The organism is Ottowia sp. oral taxon 894 (genome assembly GCF_001262075.1).
In the GTDB taxonomy this organism is placed as follows: domain Bacteria; phylum Pseudomonadota; class Gammaproteobacteria; order Burkholderiales; family Burkholderiaceae_C; genus Ottowia; species Ottowia massiliensis.
Genome location: NZ_CP012073.1, coordinates 2,100,098 through 2,122,560, shown reverse-complemented (window position 1 = coordinate 2,122,560; position 22,463 = coordinate 2,100,098). Strand labels below are relative to the sequence as shown.

The following is a 22,463-nucleotide window of genomic DNA, read 5'->3' as shown; positions in this document are numbered from 1 at the left end:
CAAGGCGGCAAGTGTAAGAACCTGTTCAGAACCTGCGCAGAGTCTGGGCGCTAGCGCGAAAAAGCAGCTCCCAAGTGAATTCAGGAAAAATTTCTGGCAGGTGCAGACATCAAAAAAAACAGGAGCAGATACAAAGGGCATAAATACCGTTTTGCGCTGCCCCCACTAGGACATATTGCTATCAAACCAGGAGCAAATGTACAGCTCCTTTGCTCTTTCAGGCTACGCAGGCGCTGTCTTGCGGCTGGCGGGTGGTTTCAGGGAACAGGCGGCCCAGCTCGCGGCAAATGGTGGCGGGAGCTGCGTCAATGATTTGGGCCAGATCGCGCAGTTGCGGCAGGGCTTTGCGGGGCAGCAGGCCTTCGCCGGCCGTCAGCATGGCGAGCAAGTGGCGCAGGCGGCCTTGCACGGCGCCTGTGCGCAGACGGGCCATGTCGCGGGCCTGGCGCTGCTGCTGGGCCATGACGGCGTGCATGAGCAGCAGACGGTCGCTCTCGTGCCGCCACAGCTCGGGGCTGGCGCGCACGGCGGTCAGCGCCACGGCGGTTTCGCGGTAGGCATTGCCGCTGAGCGCGGCGATGCCGGCGATGTCGCCCGGCCCGGCCAATTGCACGAGCGCGTTGCCGTCGCCGCCAGGCTGAATCAGCGCCAGCCAGCCTTCGGCCACGCGCCATAGCGGCCCCTGGCTGCCAGCGGCCATGAGCTGCTGGCCGGGGGCGAGCGACAGCCCCCAGTGTTGTGCCTGGGCCTGGGCGCAAGCGGACGGAAGAGAGGCGGGAAAGCCGCGCGCCGCGTCAGGTTCCGCGTGAGATCCAGCGCCTTTGGGCAGGATGGCCAGGCCCGGCGCGTCTGCCGCAGGCATTTGGAAGGAAGAGAAGTTCATTGCCGATGCTCCTTGGGTTGCCGCCGCGCGGCGCGGCCAGCGCGCGAACGCGCAAGCCGTTGGCCGGAGTTGGGGATGGCGGCAGGAAAAAGACCGTGAAAGAAGGGCGCGGCCCTTCCCGCAAGGTCAGGCCGCGAAGGAGAAGGCGGGCAAGGCGGGCGGCCCGCGCGGATGGGCCGCCCGCACGGGCTGCGCCCAAACGGCGTGCCGCAAAACGGCAACAGGAGCGGCGTGCGCCATGCGTTCCAGCGCCAAGGCGGGCGCTGCGGCAGGCGGGGCCAGCCGCTCGCCCATCAGCACGCACAGCGGGCAGTGGTCAAGGTGCAGGGCGGTTTTGCCGGCCTGGCCGTCACCGGCGGCGCTGTCTGCGCTGTTGTTTGCGTCAGACAGGGCGATCCAGCGGGTTCCTTCGGAGGTGCAAACCTGCACCCATTGCGCGTTGCCGACGCTCGCCAGCGCGCGCGAGACGGTAGGCGCCAGCGCAGACAACGCGACAACCCAGGCCGTCAGCCAGACGAGCCAGCGGGGAAAGCCACGAGGAAGGCCGGAGCGGCGGTTCATGAGCGCAGTTGTCAAGCCGGTTCGCGCGCTGGACAGAGAGCAGCGGCGCGAAAAGCGAAAAACCCATTTGAGTTCATTTTATGAACTCAAAACAACCCGTTGCCAGACAAGGCCTGGATCTTTGAGCGGCATCAAGAAATTGACATGGCTACAGGACGCAAAACCTGAAATTGACAAAGGTCAATTAAAGGCTGCTAGTTGTTTGTATAGTCAAAACCGGATACATCGATCCACGAAACGAAAGGAGTCTGAAATGAGTCTGCTTGGAAAAAAAGCGCTGGATGTGGCAGCCAACCTGGGGCGCCGCCGCTTCCTGAATTCGGCCGCTGCGCTGGGCGCGGTCACGGTCGGCTTGGCCGCCTGCAAGGAAAACACACAGGGCAGCGCTGCGTCTGCTCCGGCGGCTGCTGCGCCCAAGGCAGCGCCCAAAACTGAGATCACGGCTGCGCCTGAGACGCGCGGCTTCGTGGGCGGCGCGGGCAGCACCGAAATCCATCCGGGCCAGCTGGACACGCACTACGGTGTCTGGAGCGGCGGCCACACGGGCGATTTGCGCGTGCTAGGCATTCCTTCCGGTCGTGAATTGGCTCGTGTGCCTGGTTGCTGCCCGGATGCGCTGGTGGGATGGGGAATCACCAATGAATCCAAAGCCGTAATGGGCACCAAGCCCGACGGCACGTTGGAGTTCACCACGGGCGACACGCACCACGTGCACTGCTCATATAAAGACGGCATCTACGACGGTAAATACTGTTTCGTGAATGACAAGCTCAACGCCCGCTTGGTGCGTGTGCGCTTGGATTACATGGTGACGGACAAGATTCTCAAGTTGCCGCATGTGCAGGGCTTCCACGGCATCTTCCCGGACAAGCGCGATCCGGTGGATCCCAGCATCAACTACACCACGCGCGTGTTCTGCGGCCAGGAATTTCGTGTGCCGCTGGAAAAAATTGACAACAACACCGTCAATGACGACGCGAACTATGGCTGCGTATTCACCTGTGTGGATTCCGAGAAGATGGAGGTCAAGTGGCAGGCCCGCATCGACGGCAACTGCGATTTGGTGGCTACCTCATACGACGGCAAACTGGCTGCCACCAACCAGTACAACACCGAAGGTGGCGTAACCTATCCCGACATGATGTCGGCTGAAGTGGATGCTTGTCTGTTCTTCAATGTAGCGCGCATTGAGCAGGCCATCAAGGACGGCAAATTCACTCATCTGGGCAACAACAAGATTCCGGTGGTGGACTGCCGCGCGGAAGCCAACAAGGATCCGAAAACAGCGCTGGCTGTGCCCGTGCCCGTACCCAAGAACCCGCACGGCGTGAACGCTTCACCCGACGGCAAGTATTTCGTGTGCTCCGGCAAACTTTCGCCCACCTGCACGGTGATTGAGCTGCAAAAGGTGCTGGACTGGTTCGATGGCAAGCTGGACGACATCGCCAAAGCCGTGGTGGCCGAAGTGGAAGTGGGCCTGGGGCCGCTGCACACCACGTTCGATGGCCGGGGCAATGCCTACACCACGCTGTTCCTGGATAGCCAGATTTGCAAGTGGAACGTTGAACAGGCCATCAAGAAATACGCTGGTGATAAAAACATCAACCCCGTTATCGACAAGATCGACGTGATGTACCAGCCCGGTCACATTAGTGCGACACATGCTGAAACCAGTGCGGCTGATGGCGTATGGATGGGCGTAGGCAACAAGTTTTCCAAGGACCGCTTCCTGCCTGTCGGCCCGCTGCATGCCGAAAACGACCAGTTGCTCGATATCACGGGCGAACGCATGGTGCTGGTGCACGACACGCCGGTGCGCGGCGAGCCGCACGACTTCGTGATCTTCAAGCGCGAGTGGCTCAATCCCAAGCAGATCTACAACATGGAAGACTTCCCCTTGGCGGTGCCCAGCGCGGAAGAAGCGGGCGTCACCCGCAATGGCAACAAGGTCACTGTGCGTATGGTGTCTTTCGCGCCAGCTTTCGAGCCCAATGTGTTCAAGGTGAAATTGGGCGATGAAGTGACGGTGATTCTCACCAACATTGACCGCGTGGAGGACTTGACGCACGGCTTTGGCCTGCCTGACTACAACATTCAGTTCATTGTCAATCCGCAGGAAACCAAGTCTGTAACTTTCAAAGCGGACAAGCCAGGCGTGTTCTGGTACTACTGCACCAACTTCTGCCACGCGCTGCACCTGGAAATGCGCGGACGCATGATCGTTGAATCTTGATGCCCCTGGCAGGCAGGTAAACGGGCGGGTCATCGGGCCTGCCCGCAAAAATGGAAAATAAAAAAGGGGCTTGAGCTGGTGACGGCTTGGCCCCTCGGTTTTTGTAAGAGCCTATTCACGGACAGGCTGTGAACAGGTTCTAAATCCCAGGATGTATTGGCTCATGAAAATCGAAACACTCGCTCGCAAGATGCTGACAGGGCTGGCGCTGTCACTGGCGGCGCTGGCGGTGCAGGCCGCCGGGCAGGGCGCAGGCGGCTCGCAAGCCTACGAAGCGCCCCTGCCGCCGGGGCTGGCCACGGCCAAGGACATGTGCGCCCTGCTGCCGTGCAAGGACGTGTTTCCGGGGGCAACCTCGTTTTCCGAACGCATGGGCCAGCCACCCTACGTGGAAGCCTACGGCGGCGAAGATGGCAAGCAAAAGCTCGGCTACGTGATGCTCTCTACCGACATCACCGACACGCCCGCCTATTCGGGCAAGCCGGTGGTCACGCTGATCGGCATGGACACGGAGGGCAAATACGTTGGCGTCAAAGTCATCAAGCACTCCGAACCCATCTTGCTGCTGGGCATCCCGGAGTCGGCGCTGCTTGATTTCAATGCCCAGTACATCGGCAAATCCGTCAAGGACAAGATTGAAGTGGGCCAGACCCGGCCCGATGAAGGCGTGCTGGGCGTGGACGCCATTTCGGGCGCCACGGTGACGGTTATCGCGCAAAACCAGGTCATCACCACTTCCGGCGCGGCCGTGGCGCGGCAGGTGGGCATCATCGAGCCGCTGGTGCGCGAGCCGGTACGCTATGTGGAGCCTGCCGCTGGCCAGCCCCTGCCGGATTGGGACACGCTGGTCAAACAGGGCGCAATAGGCAAGCTGGTGGTCAAGCCCGAGCAGGTGGGGCTTGAAAAAAGCAACGTGCCTTTCATTGAGCTGTGGTTCGGCTCGCTCAATTCGCCCGTCGTCGGTCCGGCGCTGCTGGGCGAAGACACCTGGAAAAACCTGATGGGGCGCATGAAGGAAGGGCAAAACGCCATCTTCATCATTCGCACGGCGGGAGCCGAATCGTTCAAAGGCTCGGGCTTCGTGCGCGGCGGCATTTATGACCGCGTGCAGGTGCGGCAGGACAACGACATCTTCACCTTCAAGGACAGCGATGCCGTGAACCTGTACACCCTCAAGGCCAAAGGCGCGCCCAAGTTCAGCGAATCCAGCATCTTCATCGTGCGTTCGCCTGCCTTTTCGGCGGCGTATCCGTGGAAGCTGATCTTTCTGGGCAACAAGCGCGATCCGGCCACGGGCCAGCGCGTGTTCACGGTGTTTGACAAGGGTTACTGGCTGCCTGAGCAGTATTTGGTGGGCGGCCATCCCAAGATCGCTGTACCCGAGGCCACATGGGTGAAAGTGTGGAAGCAGCGCGCGCCGCAGATCGTGCTGTTCGCCCTGCTGCTGGTGGCTGTCACGGTGGTGTATGCCCTGCGCGACCATCTCACGCGCCGCTCCACGCACAAAAACAAGTGGCCGGTCAATTCCTTCAAGTTCACCTTCTGGGCCATCTTCATCTTCTGGGTGGGTTTTGGCCTGATGGCGCAACCTTCGGTCACGCAAGTGCTGACCTGGCTGCACTCGCTGCTGTTCAAGTGGGAGTGGGATCTGTTCCTGAGCGATCCTTTCCTGTTCCTCTACTGGATCTTCATCTTCGTGACCATCTTCCTGTTCGGGCGCGGCCTGTTTTGCGGCTGGACCTGCCCCTTCGGTTCCATTCAGGAAGGGCTGCACAAGATTGCGGGCGCCACGCCGCTGAAGCGCTACCAGTTCCTGCCGCCCAAGTGGCTGCATGACCGGCTCAAGTGGATCAAATACGCCGTGTTCTTCGGCCTGGTGGTGGTGTCGCTCTTTTCGATGGGGCTGGCCGAAAAGCTGGCCGAAGTGGAGCCGTTCAAAACCACCTTCCTTGTGGGCATCACCAAGCGCAGTTGGCCGTTTGCCACATTTGTGCTGGTGATTCTGGGGCTGTCCATCTTTATTGAGCGGCCTTATTGCAAATACGTCTGCCCACTGGGCGCGTCGATTGCCATGCCGACCACGTTCCGCTGGTTCGGTCTGCGCCGCAAGGCGGACTGCAACACCTGCAAAGCCTGCGCCAAAGGCTGCGGCGCGCTGGCCATTGACGCCGATGGGCGCATCGACCAGCGCGAGTGCATGCACTGCATGGATTGCATGATTCTTTACACCGACAGCGCCGGCTGCCCGCCGCTGGTCAAGGAGCGCAAGGCGCGCGAGCGCGCGGGCGAACCGATGACGGCCATTGCGCGCGACGGCTACTACATCCCCATCGTTCCGATTGAGGAAGACCGCCAGCGCCTCAATGCCCAAAAGCTGCTGTCCATCAAGCCTGACCCGCGCTGGCCCAGCAAGCGCGCCCATCCCTCCGTGGAAAACCTGCATGGCGTGCGCCGCCTGCTGGGCGAAGTGGTGGAGCACCTCTGGCCCTTCAGCCGCGAAGGCTGGCAGGCCAGCCACGTGGTGGTGGCGCTGGGCGTAGCGGCGGCGCTGGGCGCCACGCTGGTCTGGCTGCTGGCCGCAGGCGGCAGCGCCTCGCCCATGCTCGTGATCGGCGTGTGGTTTGGCTGGAGCGTGTTTGAGGTGCTCGTGCGCTTCAAGAGCAAGCCTTACGTCAAGGACGGCCCCTGGTGGGGCAGCGTGTGGCGGCAGGCCACCGTCATGGACATGATCAGCTACGTGGGTTTCAAAAACCTGCTCATTGGCGCGGCGCTGTTCTGGCTGCTGGCGTTCACCGGCCTGTGGACGCTTGCATGAAGGGCGGCGTTTTCAGTCCATCCGCAAAGAGACGGCTGGCCGCAGCCTTCCTAGGCATGGCCCTGGCGGGCCATGCCGCAGCGGCCACGCTCACGGTCAGGCCGGGCGAGTCCATCCAGGCGGCCATAGACCGCGCCCAAAACGGCGATGTCATCGAAGTGCAGCGCGCCCGCTACCAGGAAAACCTGCGCATCGACAAAACGATCACGCTGCGCGGCATCGAACGCCCCACGGTCGATGGCAGCGGCAAGGACGACACCATCCGCGTCATCGCCCCCGACGTTGTCATCGAAGGCATGATCGTCGCCAACTCCGGTGACAACCGCTACAAGCAAAACGCCGGCATCTACGTTCAGCCCGGCGCGCATCGCGCCAAAGTGCAGCATTGCTACCTGGCCTACAACCTGTTTGGCATGTGGATTGAAAAAGCCGATGACGTGCAAGTGCTGCACAACAACATCACCGGCAAGCGCGATTACGACAGCCCCCGGCGCGGCAACGGCATCCAGCTCTACAACACCAAGGGCGCGCGCATCATCGGCAACCAGATCAGCTTCGTGCGCGACGCGCTCTATATCGACGTTTCGCACCACGCCATCTTCCAGAAGAACAACCTGCACCACAGCCGCTACGGCACGCACTACATGAACTCCTACTACAACCTGTGGGAGGACAACGACACCTGGAAAAACCAGGCCGGCCTGGCCCTGATGGAAGTGCGCGACCAGACCATCCGCAACAACCGCGCGTGGAACAACATCGACCACGGCATCATGCTGCGCACCCTGCAAGACGCAGTGGTGGAAAACAACATCGTCATGGGCAACAAGCGCGGCTTTTTCGTCTATGACATGGAATTCACCAAGATGCTGGGCAACGTGGTGGCCGACAACTACACCGGCGTGCATCTGGCGGGCGCGGCGCGCAACACTTGGGACGGCAACGACTTCATCCAGAACCGCCTGCAAGTCAAATACGTGCTCACGCGCGACCAGCAATGGGGCGGCCCCGAAGGCAACTACTGGAGCAACTATCGCGGCTGGGACCGCGACCACGACGGCCGGGGCGATATTCCCTACGAAGCCAACGACATCGTGGACCGCCTCAGCTGGCGCTACCCTGCCGTGCAAATGCTGCTGGGCAGCCCTGCCGTGCAGGCGCTGCGCCTGGTGGGCCAGCAGTTTCCGGTGCTGCGCGTGCCCAGCGTCGTGGAAGACCACCCCCGCATGCTGCCGCGCTCCACCGAATGGGCCAAATGGCGCGCGCGCGTGCAAAAGGAAAACCCCAATGTCCGATGAAACCAGCAGCAGCCCCGGCGGGGGCGACGCCGTCATTCGCTTGCGCGGCGTCACCAAACGCTTTGACCGCTTCACCGCTGTGGACGATGTTTCGCTCGACATCCGGCGCGGCGAAGTGTTCGGCCTGATCGGCCACAACGGCGCAGGCAAAAGCACCCTGTTCAAGATGATGCTCGGCCTGCTTGCGCCCACCAGCGGCCGCATTGAAGTGGGCGGCCAGCCCGTGCACGGCCGCGCCGCGCGCGAAGTGCGGCGCGGCATTGGCTACCTGCCCGAAAACGTGGCCTTGTGGGACAACCTCAGCGGCCTGGAAACGCTGCGCTTTTTTGCGCGCCTCAAGCGCGTGGACGCGGCAGGCTGCCCCGCGCTGCTGGAGCGCGTGGGCCTGGGCGCGGCGGGCAAAAAGCCGGTGCGCGCCTACTCCAAGGGCATGCGCCAGCGCCTGGGCTTTGCGCAGGCGCTGCTGGGCCAGCCGCGCGTGCTGTTTCTGGATGAACCCACCACGGGGCTGGACCCGCACGCCATCCACTTTTTCTGGGACACGCTGGCCGAGCTGCGCGACCAGGGGCTGACCATCGTGCTCACCTCGCACATCCTGGCCGAGCTGCAAAACCGCGTGGACCGCGTGGCCGTCATGGCCAGCGGCAAGGTGCAGGCGCTGGGCACGCTGGACGAGCTGCGCGCCATCTTCGATTTGCCGCTGACGGTGCAGGCCAGCCTGGCCGCTGGCGTCGATGCCGGGCAGGCCCAGGGCTTCATGGCCGCCTGGCCGCCCGATCTGGCCGGCTTCGCACACGCTTTTGATGGCCAGACCCTCACCCTTCGCGCCCCGCGCGAGAAAAAAATGGCCCTGCTGCGCCACCTGCTGGCCGCGCCGCAAGTGGCCGACGTGCAAGTGCATGCCCCCTCGCTGGAAGACATGTTCTTTAGCGAAGGCGGCGCAGGCGTGGCCGCCAGCGCGCAAAACCGCCCGCAACCCCGCCCGCAAACCCAACAGGAAGCCGCATGATCCAGCCCCGTCAAGTCCTCACCCTGGCCTCCAAGGAATTTCGCGACCGTCTGCGCAACCGCTGGGTGCTGGCCGTGGCGCTGGTGTTCGCCGCGTTCTCGCTCGTCATCACCTACGCGGGCGGCGCGCAGCAGGGCACGGTGGGCCTGCGCTCGCTGGAATTCACCATCACCAGCCTGGTCAGCCTCGTCATCTACCTTGTGCCGCTCATTGCCCTGCTGCTGGGCTTTGATGCCATCGTGGGCGAGCGCGAGCGCGGCTCGCTCGACTTGCTGCTGGCCTACCCCATCACGCGCGGCGAGCTGCTGCTAGGCAAATACCTGGGCCTGGCGCTGGCGCTGGCGCTGGCCATGCTGGCCGGGCTGGCCGCCGTGGGCGTGGTGCTGGCGGGGCAGTTCGGCACGCGGGCGCTTTTTCACTATTCGGGCTTCGTGATCAGCGCGCTGCTCATGGGGCTGGCCTTTTTGAGCCTGGCCGTGCTCATCTCGGTGCTGGCGCGCGACCGCACGCGCGCTTCGGGCGCGGCCATCATCCTGTGGTTTTTGTTCGTGCTGGTGTTTGATCTGGCGCTGCTGGGCGTGCTGGTGGGCACTGCCGGGCGCTACGGCGGCGAAATCTTCCCCTACCTGCTGCTGCTGAACCCGACCGACGTTTTCCGCATCCTCAACGTCTTTTCCGCTGAAGACGTGCGCAGCGCCTACGGGCTGGTCAGCGTGGTGCCGCCCGTGCTGCTGCGGCTGGACGTGCTGGCCGCCGTCATGGCCGGCTGGATTGCCATACCCTTGGCCCTTGCCAAATGGAGATTCAAGACATGAGCGATTTCTTTCGCCTTCGCCCCCTTCATGCCGCCTGCCGCTGCGGCCAGCCCCATGCCCGTGATGAAGCCTGCTCCGAGCGCCGCGTGCTGCTGGGCCTGATGGCCCTGTCAGCCATCGCCCCGCTGGCGGCGTGCAGCAACGAAACCGGCAGCCAGGCCGTCAGCACCGAACCCGTTGAAATCACCGCCTCCACCTCCTGCGAGCTGGACGGCATGCTGCTCACCGACTACCCCGGCCCCAAGGGCCAGATTCACTACGCGGGCGAAGACCGTCCCTGGTTTTATTGCGACACCATCGAAGTGCTCAACACCCTGCTGCTGCCCGAGCAAATCCGCAAGGTGAACGCCGTCTATGTGCAAGACATGGGCCGCGCCGACTGGGACAACCCCAAAGGCGCCTGGATCGACGCGCGCACCGCCCTTTATGTGCAAGGCAGCAAGCGCAAAGGCTCCATGGGCGAAACCCTGGCCACCTTCAGCAGCGAAGAAGACGCGCAAAAGTTCATCGCCGAATACGGCGGCAAGCTGCTGCGCATGAACGAAATCACCCCTGAAATGATTGATCTGCGCGGCGGCTCCGGGCTGGACAACAGCATGTGAGCGCCGCTCCATGTGCCTGAACAGCGCCTGAAAAACGCCCGGAAGCAGGGCCGGTTTTACCCTCTATTTCGCTCCTTGATTCATAGCATGAGGTCCTAGTGGAATGGGCGCGAAAGCCGGTTTTGGCCCCTCAAATTTGCTCCTGTCCTTGTTATCACGCCCTTCTTCAGCCCGCCATGAGCCAGCCGCCTTTGCTGACCCCGCCCGCTGCCGCCGCCTCTGCCAAAACGCCCCTCACACGCCGCCGCTGGCTCTGGCTGGCAGGCGCTGGCGCGCTGGCTGCGGCAGGCGCGGCGGGCCTGGCCCTGCGCCGCGCCGCGCCCGGGCAGCCGCCAGCGGGCGACGAAGGGCTGGATGAAGTCTGCATCGTCGCCCCGCCCACCCCTTACGACCCCGCCAGCGGCCTGCCGCCCGAAGCGCCGCGTCCCGTGCCGCCAGACGCGCGCTGCCCCGTTTGCGGCATGTTCCCCGCCCGCAACCCGCGCTGGGCCGCCCAGATCATCTACACCGACCACTCGGCGCAGTATTTCGACTCGCCCGTCAATCTGCTGCTGTTTCTGGCCAACGTCGGCCGCTACAGCCCCAACCGCAGCGAGGCCGACGTGCAATCGCGCTGGGTGACCGATGCCGCCAGCGGCCAGTGGACGCCGCTGGAGCAAGCCTGGTTCGTGCACGGCTCCGAAGTGCGCGGCCCCATGCGCACGCCCGACCTGCCCGCCTTCGCCCGCGAGGAAGACGCCGCACGCTTTGCCGCCAAGCGCGGCGGCCAGGCGCTGCCCTGGGCGCGCATCACGCCCCAAATCCTCGAGGCCCTGTCCAAAGAGCGCGGCGGCCCGCACAACCACGCCAGCCACGGCGCTGCCGCCGCAGCGCCCTGACTTCCTGCCGCTGCGGCGGTTTCTTTCCACCTTTTCTCTCACGATTTTTCCGGCCACCATGAAAAAAGTCGTCGTCGGCGTCTCGCGCGCCCTCTCTCCCCACCCCGTGGGCAATGCCTTTGAAGAGCAGCTTTTCTTCACCTACGACGGCCTGGGCCGCCAGACCAATGCCGCCATTCGCGCCACCCACGCCTGCGCCAGCGCGCCAGCGGGCGCCAGCACCGGCGCGCAGGCCTTTTGCGGCCTTGAATGCGTCACCCTCCTGCTCCAGGGCGGCCTGCGCGTGCGCGACAGCGCCGGGCACGACCACACGCTGGCCGCTGGCGATGTGCTCTGGAACGGCGCGGGCCGTGGCCTGCTGCGCGAAGAACGCCCCTCGCCCGGCGCGCCGCTGGAGCAAGTCAGCCTCTGGATCAACCTGCCCGCCCAATACAAGCTCACCGAGCCGCACTGCCAGCTCATCCGCAGTGCAAGCATCCCTGCCTTGAGCCTGCCCGGCGAAACAGGCAGCCTGCGCCTGATCGCCGGTGAATGGCAAGGCCAGCTGGGCCCCGCCGAAACCGTGCAATCCCTGCAACTGTGGGACCTGACCCTCAAAGCCGGCCAAAAAACCGACCTGCCCCTGCAAAACGGCTGGTACGCCGTGCTCCTGACCCTGACGGGCACGCTGCGCATCAGCCACTGGCTGCATCCCGTGGGGCCGCTGCAAACGGCCATGCTTGATGCCTTCGGCGACGAAGCCGGCCTGCACGCCGAAGGCGATGAAGACGTGCGCGCCATCCTCGTCAGCGCCCAGCCGCTGAACGAAGCCATCAGCGGCCAGGACGGCCTGGTGATGAACACCCCCGAGCAGCTTGCCCACATGCAGCAAGCCCTCGCGCAAGGCGCTTTCGGCGCGCTGCCCGCGCTGGATTGACGCCCGCAGCCTGGCCGTGAACGGACGCCCCGGCGCGCGGCCCGGCGGCCAGCTTTCCTGGAGCGGGCAGGGGGGCTTCATCCATCAAAAAACAGGAGCGAATTCGGCGGGCCATCAATGGGTATTCCCGCTGATTCCGTCAAGACCTGATGCTCTGATTTCAAGAGCGGATTTGGCGCTGCGCCTGCTTTCCTTTCGTGCCAGCGCGGGAGTCTGCGCTCGGCAGAAATGAATGAGGCGGACGGGGCCGGGGGCGGCGCTTCGGAACCCGTTCAGAGTCTGGCCGCGCGAGGGCGGCGGCTTGAGTGATGGCCCGCAAAGCGCAGGCGCGCCTTGCAATCCGGCAGGCGCTCGCAAGGCCGCAAGAGCGATCAAGTCCGCGCTTTTGCGCCTGCGGACCGACGGCAAGCAGGCGTTCAGAAGCCTTGCGCGCTGCCTTTTCCCTTCCGGGGCGGCGCTGACGAAGCGCTCATGTTCGCTCCTTCTTTCATAGCGTTACGTCCTGGTGGAATGGGCGTAATCGCCATTTCCGAGGGCCTGAATTTGCTCCTGTTTTGATGCCATCCAGCATGCTTTCGCGCCTGCCCGCCATCCAGCCGGAAAAGGCGCAGGCCGCCAGCTGGCCGGGCCGCCCCGCCTTGCGGCCCGCTTTTTGAACAGGCTTTCTCACGCGGGCGGCGCTTCTGACCTTTGTTCTGAAGGCGCGGCCCCGCCGCCGCAGGAGCCGGGCGCTTTGCCGCAGGTGCAGGCGTGGTCAATACCCACGGCATTGGCCAGGCCGCCGCAAGAGCCGCCGATGGGCTTGCGCCCCGCCATCACGCCAATGGCCATGCCCGCCACCACGAGCAGCATGACGATGAATGCGATGAGCCAGATCATGGTTTTTCTCCTTGAGGTGATGCGCCAAAGGCCGCGTCAAAAGCCGCCGTGGCCCGGGTAGCGAAGCCTGCGCCATTTTCCCGGCGGCTGACGAACAGCGCCGCAATGCCCCTGGCCTGGGCGTAGTCAAAGCCCTGCTGCGGCCCCAGCGCCATGAACAGGGTGGAGAGGCCGTCGGCCTCCAGCGCCGAAGGGGCGGCCACCGTGACGGCGGCCAGGCGGTGGCGCACGGGCGCGAGCGTGCGCGGATCCATGATGTGGCTTTGCCGCTGGCCGTCCACCTCGTGCCAGTTGCGGTAGTCGCCGGAAGTGGACAGCGCCAGCCCGTTGAGCTGCACGATGCGCTGCGCCTGCCGCTCGCCTTCCAGCGGCGCCTCGATGGCAATGCGCCAGGGCGCGCCATCGGGCTTGAGGCCCACGGCTTTCATCTCGCCCGTGATTTCCACCAGATAGCTGCCCACGCCCTGCTGCGCAAAGTAGCTGGCGACGCGATCGACCGCGTAGCCGGCGGCGATGCTGTTGAATTCCACGCGGATGGGCGCGTCCTTGCACAGCTGGCCGGGCTGCACGCGCAAATGCTGCATGCCCATGCGATCGCGCGCCGCCTCCAGCTCGGCCGGCGCGGGCGCGGGCGACGCCTCGTGCGCGGGCCGCGCCGCCGCGCCGTGGCGAAAGCCCCAGGCCTCCAGCACGGGCAGCAGCGTCACGTCAAACGCGCCTTCGCTTTGCTGCGCCAGCGCCAGCGCGTGCCGCGCCAGCTCGAGCGCCGTGTCAGGCATGTCCATGCACACCGGCGCGGACGCGGCGTTAAAGCGCGCCAAATCCGAATCGTCACGATAGGTGGACACGGCCGCGTCAATCTCGCCCAGCAGCGCCTGCACCGCCCCTTGCGCCTGCGCGACAGCTGGCTGGCCGCCGGGGCCTGGCACGTAGCTGATGTGGTAGGTGCTGCCCATCGTCGGCCCCTCGATGCGCACGACGGACGCGGTGGACGCAGGCTGCGGCTGGCAGCCCGCCAGCGCCGCCATGCAGGCCAGGCAGAGAAGAAAACAGCGCGGATTCATGAATGATGTTTTGCCAAAGCCGCTGATTTTGCGCGCGGCCAGGCGCCTTCCGGCCCCCCAGCCGCAGACACTGCTGCCGGAACGGCTGTTAAGCCACGCACGCATCCGCCCCTATTTATTCACCCATATTCGCGGCTGACGGTTTCATTCACGCCTCTTGCTGGCCCAATCCGTGAAATCAAGGCCGGGCCGCAGCGCAAAAGCGATGAAGCCTGGCGGGAATGGGCGTCTCTGCCAGTGGCAGCCTTCGCGGCGCTCAAAGGCCGTCACGCGCCAGCCAGGCTGCTTGAAGCACTGAAAACAGGAGCAATTCAAAGACTTTGAAAACGGCCCTTGCGCCCATTCCACCAGGACCTCATGCTATCAATCAAGGAGCAAGATTCAGGCGGCCCGCATTCGCCCGTGGCTGCGGTGCGGATCAGTACACCTTGATTTCAACGCGGCGGTTGCGCGGCTCGTCCACGCCGTCTTCAGTGGGCACGAGCAGCTCGCGCTCGCCACGGCCCACGGCCTCGATGCGGGCAGCGGGAAAGCCTTTGGCGATGATGTCTTCCCGCAGGCGGCGGGCGCGGTTGAGCGAAAGCTCGTCATTGGCAGTCAGTGAGCCAACGGTGTCGGTGTGGCCGGTGACGATGATTTCCGCGCCGGGGCGGTTGGACACCTCGGCCAGCACGGCATCCAGCTCGGCCTCGGATTCGGGCGTGAGCTGCACCGACCCGGTGTGAAAGTACAGCGCGTAACGCTGCGCGGGCGCAGGCGCGGCGGCCAGCAGCTTGCCCATGCGCCGCTCCACCGCGCGCGCCGTGGTGTGGCCGCGCTCCACTTCCGACTGGGTGGACACGGACAGGGTCTGGTAAGCCTCATCCAGCCGCTCGTGGCGCTCGCCCGTTTGCACTTCCACGGCGCTGCCCGGCTGGGGCAGCAGGGTGACGCGGGTGGCGGGAGCGCAGGCGGCCAGCAGCGCGGCTGCGGCCAGCAGGAGCGGCAACAGGGCCGGGCGGGAATCCGGAGAAATCCTCATGGGCGGGTCTCGACAATGAAATCGGTGCCGCGCACGCCAATGACGGCGGTGGGCGTGGTGACTTTGACTTTTTCAGGCTGGAGCTTGGCAATCAGCCCGGTGATCACGCGCAGGCTGCCGCGCGCGAGCTTGACCCACATGCTGCCTTCCTGCGTGGTGGAGTTGAAATCGAACTCGGCCAGATCCAGCGACGAATCAGGCCCCAGCGTGAGCACGGTGCCATCGCGCAAGGTGACAGCAGCGATGCCGTCTGCGCCCGTGCTCAGGCGCTCCTGGGGCAGCAAGGCACCGCCCACCACGGCGGCGCGGCGCGTGTCGCCCTGCGCCAGCGTGACTTGGCCTTGCACGGTCTTGAAAGTGCCCAGCCGTCCATCACCCGGCGTGATGACGAAAGCCCTGTCAGCCGCCTCGGCCGCTGGCGCCTGAGTCTGCGCCACAGGTTCAGGCCGCTGGGGGGCGCCTTCCTGCGCGGGTGCGGGCTGCGCCAGGGCGGCGGCGGCCATCAGCCCGCAACAGGCCGCCAAGCCGCGCCGCGCGATTGCTCGGAACGTGAACATCAGTGCTTTCTCCCATTTGGTTGCAAAAAGTGGACGAATGCTAACGCAGGCATCTTGACGGCGCTGCGTGAAACAGCGTATCGCAACGTATTGCGGCGCGCTGCGCGCCATGCGCTATGACTTGGGCGGCGCGTCGTGCACGACGAACGTGGGCACGCCCATGCCGCTGGGCGCAAAGAGAAAGGGCACTGTCACCCACATGGCATCGGGCGTGCCGTTGCGCGTGCCGGGCAGAAAGCGCGTGGCCAGAAGCCGGCGCACGGCGTAGTTGTCCAGCGAGGGGTAGCCGCTGGACTGCCTGATCTCGGCCCTGGAAGCGCAGCCATTCGTTTCAACCAGCACCTTCACCAGCACGCGGGGAATGTTCTCGCGCGCCTGCCCTTTCGGCACAGGCTGCCAGGCGGCCTGCCGGTCGGCGGACGTGGGCATGGGTGCGCAGGCTGGATAAGGCTGCTGGCGCGCTGACGCATCCGCCGCACGGGGCGGCGCGCCACATGCAGCAGCCAGCAAGCTGACACAAAAAAGAAGGGCCAGCGTGCGCATGGGCGGCTTCAGGTCTTGGGCAGCGTCACGCCCACCTGGCCCTGGTACTTGCCGCCCCGGTCCTTGTAAGAGGTTTCGCATACTTCATCGCTTTCAAAAAAGAGCACCTGCGCGCAGCCTTCGCCTGCGTAAATCTTGGCGGGCAGGGGCGTGGTGTTGCTGAATTCCAGGGTCACGTAGCCTTCCCATTCCGGCTCGAAGGGGGTCACATTGACGATGATTCCGCAGCGCGCGTAAGTGCTTTTGCCCAGGCAAATGGTGAGCACGTTGCGCGGAATGCGGAAATATTCCACGGTGCGCGCCAGCGCAAAGCTGTTGGGCGGAATGATGCAAACCTCGCCCTCGAAATCGACAAAGCTCTTTTCGTCAAAGTTCTTCGGGTCCACCACCGTGCTGTGAATGTTGGTGAATATCTTGAATTCAGGCGCGCAGCGAATGTCATAGCCATAGCTGGAAGTGCCGTAACTGACGATCTTGCGCCCGTCCACCTGCCGCACCTGGCCCGGCTCGAAAGGCTCGATCATGCCGCGCTCCTCGGCCATGCGGCGGATCCATTTGTCGCTTTTGATGCTCATGAAAAAAAACTGAGGCAAAAAGGAAATTCATTTTGCCGCAGGCCCGCGATGCCTGAAGGCCGCTTGCTCATGAGCTGGCTCTGCATTCCGGCGCACGGACAAGCGCGGCCCTTCAGCGCAGCCTACGGCCAGATCATGAGCAGGCTCCAGCGCCTCGCCACAGCCCAGCGGCGGCGGCGGTTCACTGGCGGATGGTCCAATCCGCCGCGCTCATGCCGCTCTCCCTGAAATCAATCACCACATTGTGTTTGGCGGCCCCGCACTGAACCACCCACATTTCCTGCCAGCTGCGCGCGCCAGGCTCCCCCGAGGGCATGCGGGTCACGAATGGCTGCACGCCAGTGATTTTTTCGCAGCCCAGCACGCCTGCCTTGGCAGCGACCCCCATCATGGCGTCACGTTGCAATTTTTCATTGGTCAATGTGCCCTGCTGGACAGGTTTTGGCTCGGCGTGGTCGGTTTTGCGAGCCTGCTCCTGCGCCAGGGCCGGCGCGCATGGCAGCGCCATTGCCAATGCCAAAAATAAGGCGCCTGCGGCGCATACACGCTTTTTCATTGCATTTTCTCCTTGTCAAAACCATTTATTCATACCATTCGACCGCGCTGCGGGTTGAAACAGCTGGGAAGGTTTCTCGGTCTTGCACTGACAATCTCCGCCGGTTTTTCCGCCGCGTCTTTTCTGCCCCTTCGTCGACAAAAACTTGCCCGCACGGTTTCCGGCAGCTTAGCCTGAATTGCAACAAAGTGGACAAGGCCGGATACATGGGTGGCACAGCAGCCTCATAAATCAAAAATAGGAGCTAATTTAAAGCATATAAAAGCGGACTCTGCGCCCGGTTGACTAGGACTGCGCGCTATGAATAGAGGAGCAATAATTACGGCCTCATGGCCGCCGTAGGCAACCGGCGAAGCTTTTTTCGCCAACGCCGCCACGTGCCGTGAATATTGGTGAACGCAGGCGCGCAGCGGGACCATTGACTGCCTTTGAAGTTCATGAAAAAACCCGTAAAAATTTGAGGAAGGGAAGCCATTCCGCCGCTGTCCCATTCTTAAAATTACATTTTTTCAAGAAAAACATGCACCTCAAGCAACGCCTGATCATCGCCTCAAGCCTGATCGCAGCCGCGCAAGCGCAAGCGGCCATCATCAACTTTGACGAGCTGAACTGCAACTACAGCAACGCCCGCACCGACTACACCTTTGCCGCAGGCTACGGCGGCCTGGTGTGGAACAACCTTGAGTGCGCCAATAACACCATGCAAGACCCGTTTGGCACCGGGCAATACCTGGGCTCCGGCTACACCGATGGCGCGCAAACGCCTCGCAATCTGGCCGTTGTTCCCTTTACGCCGCCTGCAACGCCAAATGACGGGTTGACCGGCTCCATCACCAGCAGCGGCGGCAGGCGGTTTGACTTGCACAGTCTCTACATCACACCTGTCTGGCACAACAACCTGCAAGTCAAGATCACCGCCTCTCGCGCCGGCACGGTGGTTGATACACAGACCGTCACGCTTGCGGCGGGCAGCCCCACATTCCTGAACCTGAATTACAGCGACGTGGACAAGGTGGAGTTCGCGTCCCAGACAGGCACCGGCACACCGCACACACCCTATTTTTCGGGGCCATTCGGCATGAATTTCGTCGGACGCATCTTCGCGCTGGACACGATCAGCATCACGCTGCGCCCCTTGCCGCAGCAGCCTGCCGCCGTGCCCTCCGCATCAACAGGCGCGCTGGCCGCCCTTTCAGGCGCTCTGGGCCTGGCAGGCGCGTTGGCGGCACGGCGGCGCAGGAACGTCACACGTCAAAAGCAAGAGCAAATTCACGAAGGGTAAAAACGGCTTTGGCGCAATTCGCGCTAAAAACCTGTTCGCAATCTTTTAAGCAAGAGAACCAACCATGCCGCTTGATTTTTTGAAGACGGGTTCTCAGGGCTTGGCGCTGCTTCGCCGTTTTTCCAGTAGCCGCTGCCACACGTGCGGGGCCACGAACTGCTCGGCATCGCCGCCCAGCAGGGCGATTTCGCGCACGAAGGTGCTGCTGACGAACTGGTAGCGCGTGCCGGGCGTGAGAAACACCGTCTCCACCTCCGGCGCCAGCACGCCGTTCATGCCCGCAAGCTGGAACTCGTAGTCAAAGTCGGTGACCGCGCGCAGTCCGCGCACCATTGCCTTGCCGCCTTTGGCTTGCACGAAGTGGCTGATCAGCCCCTCGAACGGCTCCGCCCGCACGCCCGGCCATTGCCGGGCCGACGTCTGCGCCATCTCCAGCCGCTCTTCCAAGGTGAACAGGGTTTTTTTGTGATGGGCGATGGCCACGGCGACGATGACTTCGTCAAACAGCTCGCGCGCGCGGCGTGCGATGTCTTCATGGCCCAGCGTGATGGGATCGAACGTGCCGGGATAGACGGCGATGACAGGGCGGCTCATGGTTTTTCCTCCGTGGGCAGGGGCTTGCAGAACAAATGGGCATGCACCGCGCCCGCCTTCAGGTGGCGGCGCAGCGTGAATGAAGCGGCTTCGGGGCGGCCCTGCCATGAGGCGTCTGCTTCCAGATAGACAAAGCCGCCAGGACGCAAAGCCTTGGCGGCGGCGGCCAGTGCGGGCGCATACAGGCTGGCGGCGGCAAAAGGCGGATCGAGAAACACCACATCCAGGCTGCCCGCAGGCTGGCTGTGCAGGGCCGCCACGCCATCGCCGCGCAGCACCTGCACGGCGATGGCCGAAAGGCGCTGCTGATGCTGGCGCAAGGCGGCGGCCAGCCGCGCGTTCTGCTCCACCAGCAGCACACTCTGCGCTCCGCGCGAGGCGGCCTCCAGCCCCAGCGCGCCCGTGCCCGCGAAGGCATCCAGCGCCCGCCAGCCCGCCAAGTCTTGCCCCAGCCAGTTGAACAGCGTCTCCCGCACGCGGTCAGGCGTGGGGCGCAGGCCGGGCATGCCGGGCACGCCAAGGCGCGTGCGCTTCCATTGGCCGCCAATGAGCCGGATCTGGTGAGGGAGCGTGGACATGAGTGCAGCAGGCGTGAGCAAAACTTGGCCCGGCAGCATAGCCTTCCGCGCGGCAGAGCCGGGGGGACTTCTCCCCCAGCAGCGCCAGATGGCATCAAAAACAGGAGCAAATTCAGGGCATCTGAAATGCCGCTTTGCGCAGTTTCCACTAGGACCTTATGCTCTTGTTTCAAGAGCTAATAATGGCCTATCTTTAACCGCGTTCCTGCTGCTGCCTTTGGCTGTGGGCGGCGCTGGCGGCGTCTTCGGCTTCTCGCTCTTGCACGGCTTCTTGCGCCTGGCGGTGGGCGCGGCGGGTGTCGGTGACGAGGGTTTCGGCAGCATTGACGGCGGCGCTGGCGCGCAGCCAGGCCTGGCGGGCGCGCTCGCGGCTCTTGCGGGCTTCGTCGAGGGCTTCTTCGTCGTCCAGCATGGCGTATTCGGTGCGCTCGATTTGGTCGTCAAGGTCGGCCGTCATGGCGCCGATGTAGGCGGCCAGGCGGCCCAGGTCGGGGGCGCATTCATGGACGATGCGCTGGCTGAGCTGGCCGCGCTCTTCGCTCAGGCGGGCCAGGGCGGCGCGGCGGCGCTCCAGCGCTTCTTCAGCCTGAAGGAGGGCTTTGTCAGCTTCGTGCAGGGCGGCCAGGGCGGTGCGCTCGCGCAGCTGGCGCAGGCGGGCCAGCTGGCGGGCCTGTTCAAGCTGGCGGGGCAGGTCTTGGGCGCCGCTCATTCAGTCATTCAACCTGGAGGTCGCGGCTGCGGGCGGAGGAGGCGGCAAAGCCTTGCATCTGGCCGATGGTGTCTTCAAAGGCGCTGGCTTCGTCGGGGCGCTGGCGCAGCAGGTTTTCAATGGCGGGCTGGGCGGCTATGGCGTCATCAGCCAGGGCGTCGCTGCCGGGGGCGTATTCGCCCACTTGCAGCAGGAAGCGGATTTCTTCGTGTTTGGCCATGAGCGCGCGCACGCGCAGGGCGGCCTGCTGGTGCTCGCGGCTGGTGACGCGGGTGAAGACGCGGCTGGCGCTGGCCAGCACATCAATGGCCGGGTAGTGGCCAGCCTGGCCAAGCTTGCGGGAGAGGACGATGTGGCCGTCCAGAATGGAGCGGGTTTCTTCGGCGACGGGGTCGGTGTTGTCTTCGTCTTCGGCCAGCACGGTGTAGAAGGCGGTGATGGAGCCGTGGGCGTCGTTGCCGGCGCGCTCGAACAGGCGCGGCAGCTCGGCAAAGACGCTGGGCGGAAAGCCCCGGCGCACGGCTGGCTCGCCCACCGAGAGGCCGATTTCGCGCAGGGCGCGGGCGTAGCGGGTGACGGAGTCCATCATGAGCAGCACGCGCTGGCCCTGGGCGCGAAAGCCTTCGGCAATGGCGGTGGCGGTCTGGGCGGCGCGCAGGCGTTCCATCGCGGGGCGGTCGCTGGTGGAGACGACAACGACGGAGCGGGCCATGCCTTCGGGGCCGAGGCTTTCTTCCAGGAATTCGCGCACTTCGCGGCCGCGCTCGCCCACGAGGGCGATGACGTTGATGTCGCTGCGCGCCTGCCGCGCCAGCATGCCCAGCAGGGTGGATTTGCCGCCGCCGGCCATGGCGAAGACGCCCAGGCGCTGGCCTTCGCCGACGGTGAGCAGGCCGTCAATGGCGCGCACGCCGGTGATGAAGGGTTTGTCAACCGGGGCGCGGTGCAGCGGGTTGGGCGGCTCGCTGTAGAAGGAGCGCAGGGGCACGCTGGCTGGCAGGGGCTGGCCATCGAGCGGCTCACCAAAGGCGTTGAGCACGCGGCCCAGCAGGGCTTCTCCCATGGGAATGAGGGAGGCGCGCTCCATGATTTCAACTTCGGCGCCCATCGAGATGCCTTGCAGGTGGCCCAGCGGCACGAGGATGGCTTCGTGCTCATGCAGGCCGACGACTTCGGCGCGCAGCGGAGTGGCGTGAGGGCGTGCAGGATCGCGGATGAGGCACTGCTGGCCAATGACGGCTTGCAGGCCGCTGACGCGCAAGGTAGTGCCAAAAGCCTGGGCCACGCGGCCACGGGCGACTTGGGGCTGCATGACGCGCAGGCCCTGGGCCAGGGCGTCATCAAACAGGGGGCGGGCGGTGTTGCTGCTCACGATTCGCGCTGCTGCTGCGCCATCTGGCGCGAGAGTTCAAGGGATTGGGCGGTGCGGTCGAGCACGGCCTCCAGCCCGGCGATGAGCGTGCCGGTGGGCGATTCAATGACGCATTCCAGCGGCCCCAGCCGCTCATCGGCCTGGCATTGCACGGGCAGGGCCAGCTGGCGGGCGGCCAGGCGGGTCTGCACAGGCTCCAGCATGCCGGGGGCCAGGCGCACGCGCACGCTTTGCGCGGGCACAACGTGCTCGAAAGCGCGCTCGGCCAGCGCGGCCAGCACGTCGGGCGGAGCGAGTTCAGCCGCCATGCAACGCACCATGGATGAGGCCAGGGTGACGAGCGCACCACGCAGTTCTTCGCGCTGGGCGGCTTGCTCGCGGGCGATTTTCTCCAGCATGTCGCTCAATGCCTGCGCGCCGCTTTCCAGCGCCTGCGCGCGGCCTTGTTCCAGCCCTTCTTCGCGCCCCTGGGCGCGGGCTTCTTCGCAAGCCTGGGTGACTTGCTGCTCCTGCGTGGCCAGCAGCTGGGTCAGGCGCGCGGAAAGGGCCAGTGCGTCTTGCAGCGCAGGCAGCTCGCTGGCGGGCACGATGGGAGAAGTGGTGGCGATGGCGCCAGGGAAGGCGTCATCCAGGGCAAGCAGGTAGCTCATGAAGGGAGGTCAGGAAGCGGGCCGCCTTGCGCGGCTTATCGGGTGGCGGATTTTGAAGCGGCGGCTTGCGGGC

The 22,463-nt window shown here is 64.6% G+C and carries 24 protein-coding genes; 10 read left to right on the top strand and 14 right to left on the bottom strand.

Annotated features, from left to right (window positions below; translation table 11 throughout):
• Positions 1 to 217: 217 nt before the first annotated feature.
• Both ADJ79_RS09270 and ADJ79_RS09265 read right to left on the bottom strand, forming a co-directional pair.
• Positions 218 to 883 carry a Crp/Fnr family transcriptional regulator gene (locus ADJ79_RS09270; protein ID WP_146006837.1) on the bottom strand — a complete coding sequence of 222 codons (666 nt, stop codon included), beginning with the start codon at positions 881 to 883 and terminating at the stop codon, positions 218 to 220.
• Positions 884 to 1,009: 126 nt separating this feature from the next.
• On the bottom strand, positions 1,010 to 1,444 hold the full coding sequence (locus ADJ79_RS09265; protein WP_050715713.1) for a DUF2946 family protein: 435 nt from the start codon (positions 1,442 to 1,444) through the stop codon (positions 1,010 to 1,012).
• Positions 1,445 to 1,697: 253 nt separating this feature from the next.
• Here ADJ79_RS09265 and nosZ point away from each other — a divergent pair, with 253 nt between their 5' ends.
• The 8 genes from nosZ (at position 1,698) to ADJ79_RS09225 (ending at position 12,010) form a co-directional block, all read left to right on the top strand.
• Complete coding sequence (gene nosZ / locus ADJ79_RS09260; RefSeq protein ID WP_050715712.1) at positions 1,698 to 3,677, top strand: TAT-dependent nitrous-oxide reductase; 1,980 nt, start codon at positions 1,698 to 1,700, stop codon at positions 3,675 to 3,677.
• A 163-nt stretch (positions 3,678 to 3,840) separates the two neighbouring features.
• Positions 3,841 to 6,492: a NosR/NirI family protein gene (locus ADJ79_RS09255; protein ID WP_082203390.1), complete on the top strand. Its 2,652-nt coding sequence runs from the start codon at positions 3,841 to 3,843 to the stop codon at positions 6,490 to 6,492.
• A gap of 56 nt (positions 6,493 to 6,548) precedes the next feature.
• Positions 6,549 to 7,790 carry a nitrous oxide reductase family maturation protein NosD gene (nosD, locus tag ADJ79_RS09250; RefSeq protein ID WP_253273809.1) on the top strand — a complete coding sequence of 414 codons (1,242 nt, stop codon included), beginning with the start codon at positions 6,549 to 6,551 and terminating at the stop codon, positions 7,788 to 7,790.
• On the top strand, positions 7,780 to 8,799 hold the full coding sequence (locus ADJ79_RS09245) for an ABC transporter ATP-binding protein (RefSeq protein WP_050715710.1): 1,020 nt from the start codon (positions 7,780 to 7,782) through the stop codon (positions 8,797 to 8,799). The genes nosD and ADJ79_RS09245 overlap by 11 nt, the downstream gene beginning before the upstream one ends.
• Positions 8,796 to 9,614: an ABC transporter permease gene (locus ADJ79_RS09240; RefSeq protein WP_199170939.1), complete on the top strand. Its 819-nt coding sequence runs from the start codon at positions 8,796 to 8,798 to the stop codon at positions 9,612 to 9,614. Before ADJ79_RS09245 ends, ADJ79_RS09240 begins: the two co-directional genes overlap by 4 nt.
• 101 nt (positions 9,615 to 9,715) lie before the next feature.
• Positions 9,716 to 10,216 (top strand): nitrous oxide reductase accessory protein NosL, encoded by a 501-nt coding sequence (locus ADJ79_RS09235; protein WP_050716544.1) that lies wholly within the window; start codon positions 9,716 to 9,718, stop codon positions 10,214 to 10,216.
• Positions 10,217 to 10,392: 176 nt separating this feature from the next.
• The gene (locus ADJ79_RS09230; RefSeq protein WP_082203236.1) at positions 10,393 to 11,094 is read left to right on the top strand and encodes a nitrous oxide reductase accessory protein NosL; all 702 of its coding nucleotides are present in this window, start codon (positions 10,393 to 10,395) and stop codon (positions 11,092 to 11,094) included.
• 58 nt (positions 11,095 to 11,152) lie between these two features.
• Positions 11,153 to 12,010 (top strand): pirin family protein, encoded by an 858-nt coding sequence (locus tag ADJ79_RS09225; protein ID WP_050715709.1) that lies wholly within the window; start codon positions 11,153 to 11,155, stop codon positions 12,008 to 12,010.
• 666 nt (positions 12,011 to 12,676) lie between these two features.
• On the opposite strand, the gene nqrM is transcribed toward ADJ79_RS09225, so the two are convergent.
• Both nqrM and ADJ79_RS09215 read right to left on the bottom strand, forming a co-directional pair.
• A complete protein-coding gene (gene nqrM, locus ADJ79_RS09220) occupies positions 12,677 to 12,889 on the bottom strand; it encodes a (Na+)-NQR maturation NqrM (RefSeq protein WP_050715708.1) in 213 nt (70 codons plus the stop codon).
• Positions 12,886 to 13,953, bottom strand: a complete 1,068-nt coding sequence (locus ADJ79_RS09215; protein ID WP_050715707.1) for an FAD:protein FMN transferase — start codon at positions 13,951 to 13,953, stop codon at positions 12,886 to 12,888. Before ADJ79_RS09215 ends, nqrM begins: the two co-directional genes overlap by 4 nt.
• Between ADJ79_RS09215 and ADJ79_RS14330 the strand changes: the two genes are divergently transcribed.
• Positions 13,952 to 14,092 (top strand): hypothetical protein, encoded by a 141-nt coding sequence (locus tag ADJ79_RS14330; RefSeq protein WP_156304115.1) that lies wholly within the window; start codon positions 13,952 to 13,954, stop codon positions 14,090 to 14,092. The genes ADJ79_RS09215 and ADJ79_RS14330 overlap by 2 nt on opposite strands.
• Before the next feature lie 279 nt (positions 14,093 to 14,371).
• Here the strand turns inward: ADJ79_RS14330 and ADJ79_RS09210 are convergent, their stop codons facing one another.
• The 5 genes from ADJ79_RS09210 to ADJ79_RS09190 all read right to left on the bottom strand — a co-directional run bounded on the left by ADJ79_RS09210 (position 14,372) and on the right by ADJ79_RS09190 (position 17,157).
• Positions 14,372 to 14,974, bottom strand: a complete 603-nt coding sequence (locus ADJ79_RS09210; protein WP_082203235.1) for an OmpA family protein — start codon at positions 14,972 to 14,974, stop codon at positions 14,372 to 14,374.
• Positions 14,971 to 15,531 carry a FecR domain-containing protein gene (locus tag ADJ79_RS09205; protein ID WP_050715705.1) on the bottom strand — a complete coding sequence of 187 codons (561 nt, stop codon included), beginning with the start codon at positions 15,529 to 15,531 and terminating at the stop codon, positions 14,971 to 14,973. The genes ADJ79_RS09210 and ADJ79_RS09205 overlap by 4 nt, the downstream gene beginning before the upstream one ends.
• A gap of 114 nt (positions 15,532 to 15,645) precedes the next feature.
• Positions 15,646 to 15,960 (bottom strand): energy transducer TonB, encoded by a 315-nt coding sequence (locus ADJ79_RS15000; RefSeq protein WP_050715704.1) that lies wholly within the window; start codon positions 15,958 to 15,960, stop codon positions 15,646 to 15,648.
• A 122-nt stretch (positions 15,961 to 16,082) separates the two neighbouring features.
• Positions 16,083 to 16,649 (bottom strand): dCTP deaminase, encoded by a 567-nt coding sequence (gene dcd / locus ADJ79_RS09195; protein ID WP_050715703.1) that lies wholly within the window; start codon positions 16,647 to 16,649, stop codon positions 16,083 to 16,085.
• Positions 16,650 to 16,830: 181 nt separating this feature from the next.
• The gene (locus tag ADJ79_RS09190) at positions 16,831 to 17,157 is read right to left on the bottom strand and encodes a hypothetical protein (RefSeq protein WP_050715702.1); all 327 of its coding nucleotides are present in this window, start codon (positions 17,155 to 17,157) and stop codon (positions 16,831 to 16,833) included.
• Positions 17,158 to 17,725: 568 nt separating this feature from the next.
• On the opposite strand from ADJ79_RS09190, the gene ADJ79_RS09185 reads away from it, so the two are divergent.
• Complete coding sequence (locus ADJ79_RS09185) at positions 17,726 to 18,487, top strand: hypothetical protein (protein ID WP_050715701.1); 762 nt, start codon at positions 17,726 to 17,728, stop codon at positions 18,485 to 18,487.
• 93 nt (positions 18,488 to 18,580) lie between these two features.
• Here the strand turns inward: ADJ79_RS09185 and coaD are convergent, their stop codons facing one another.
• The 5 genes from coaD to ADJ79_RS09160 form a co-directional block, all read right to left on the bottom strand.
• On the bottom strand, positions 18,581 to 19,081 hold the full coding sequence (gene coaD / locus ADJ79_RS09180; protein WP_050715700.1) for a pantetheine-phosphate adenylyltransferase: 501 nt from the start codon (positions 19,079 to 19,081) through the stop codon (positions 18,581 to 18,583).
• Complete coding sequence (gene rsmD / locus ADJ79_RS09175) at positions 19,078 to 19,659, bottom strand: 16S rRNA (guanine(966)-N(2))-methyltransferase RsmD (protein WP_050715699.1); 582 nt, start codon at positions 19,657 to 19,659, stop codon at positions 19,078 to 19,080. The genes coaD and rsmD overlap by 4 nt, the downstream gene beginning before the upstream one ends.
• Positions 19,660 to 19,852: 193 nt before the next feature.
• Entirely contained in the window at positions 19,853 to 20,368 is a 516-nt protein-coding gene (locus tag ADJ79_RS09170; RefSeq protein WP_050715698.1) for a hypothetical protein, read from the bottom strand.
• Between the two features lie 4 nt (positions 20,369 to 20,372).
• Entirely contained in the window at positions 20,373 to 21,680 is a 1,308-nt protein-coding gene (locus ADJ79_RS09165; RefSeq protein ID WP_050716542.1) for a FliI/YscN family ATPase, read from the bottom strand.
• Between the two features lie 56 nt (positions 21,681 to 21,736).
• The gene (locus ADJ79_RS09160; protein WP_050715697.1) at positions 21,737 to 22,390 is read right to left on the bottom strand and encodes a FliH/SctL family protein; all 654 of its coding nucleotides are present in this window, start codon (positions 22,388 to 22,390) and stop codon (positions 21,737 to 21,739) included.
• Positions 22,391 to 22,463 lie beyond the last annotated feature (73 nt).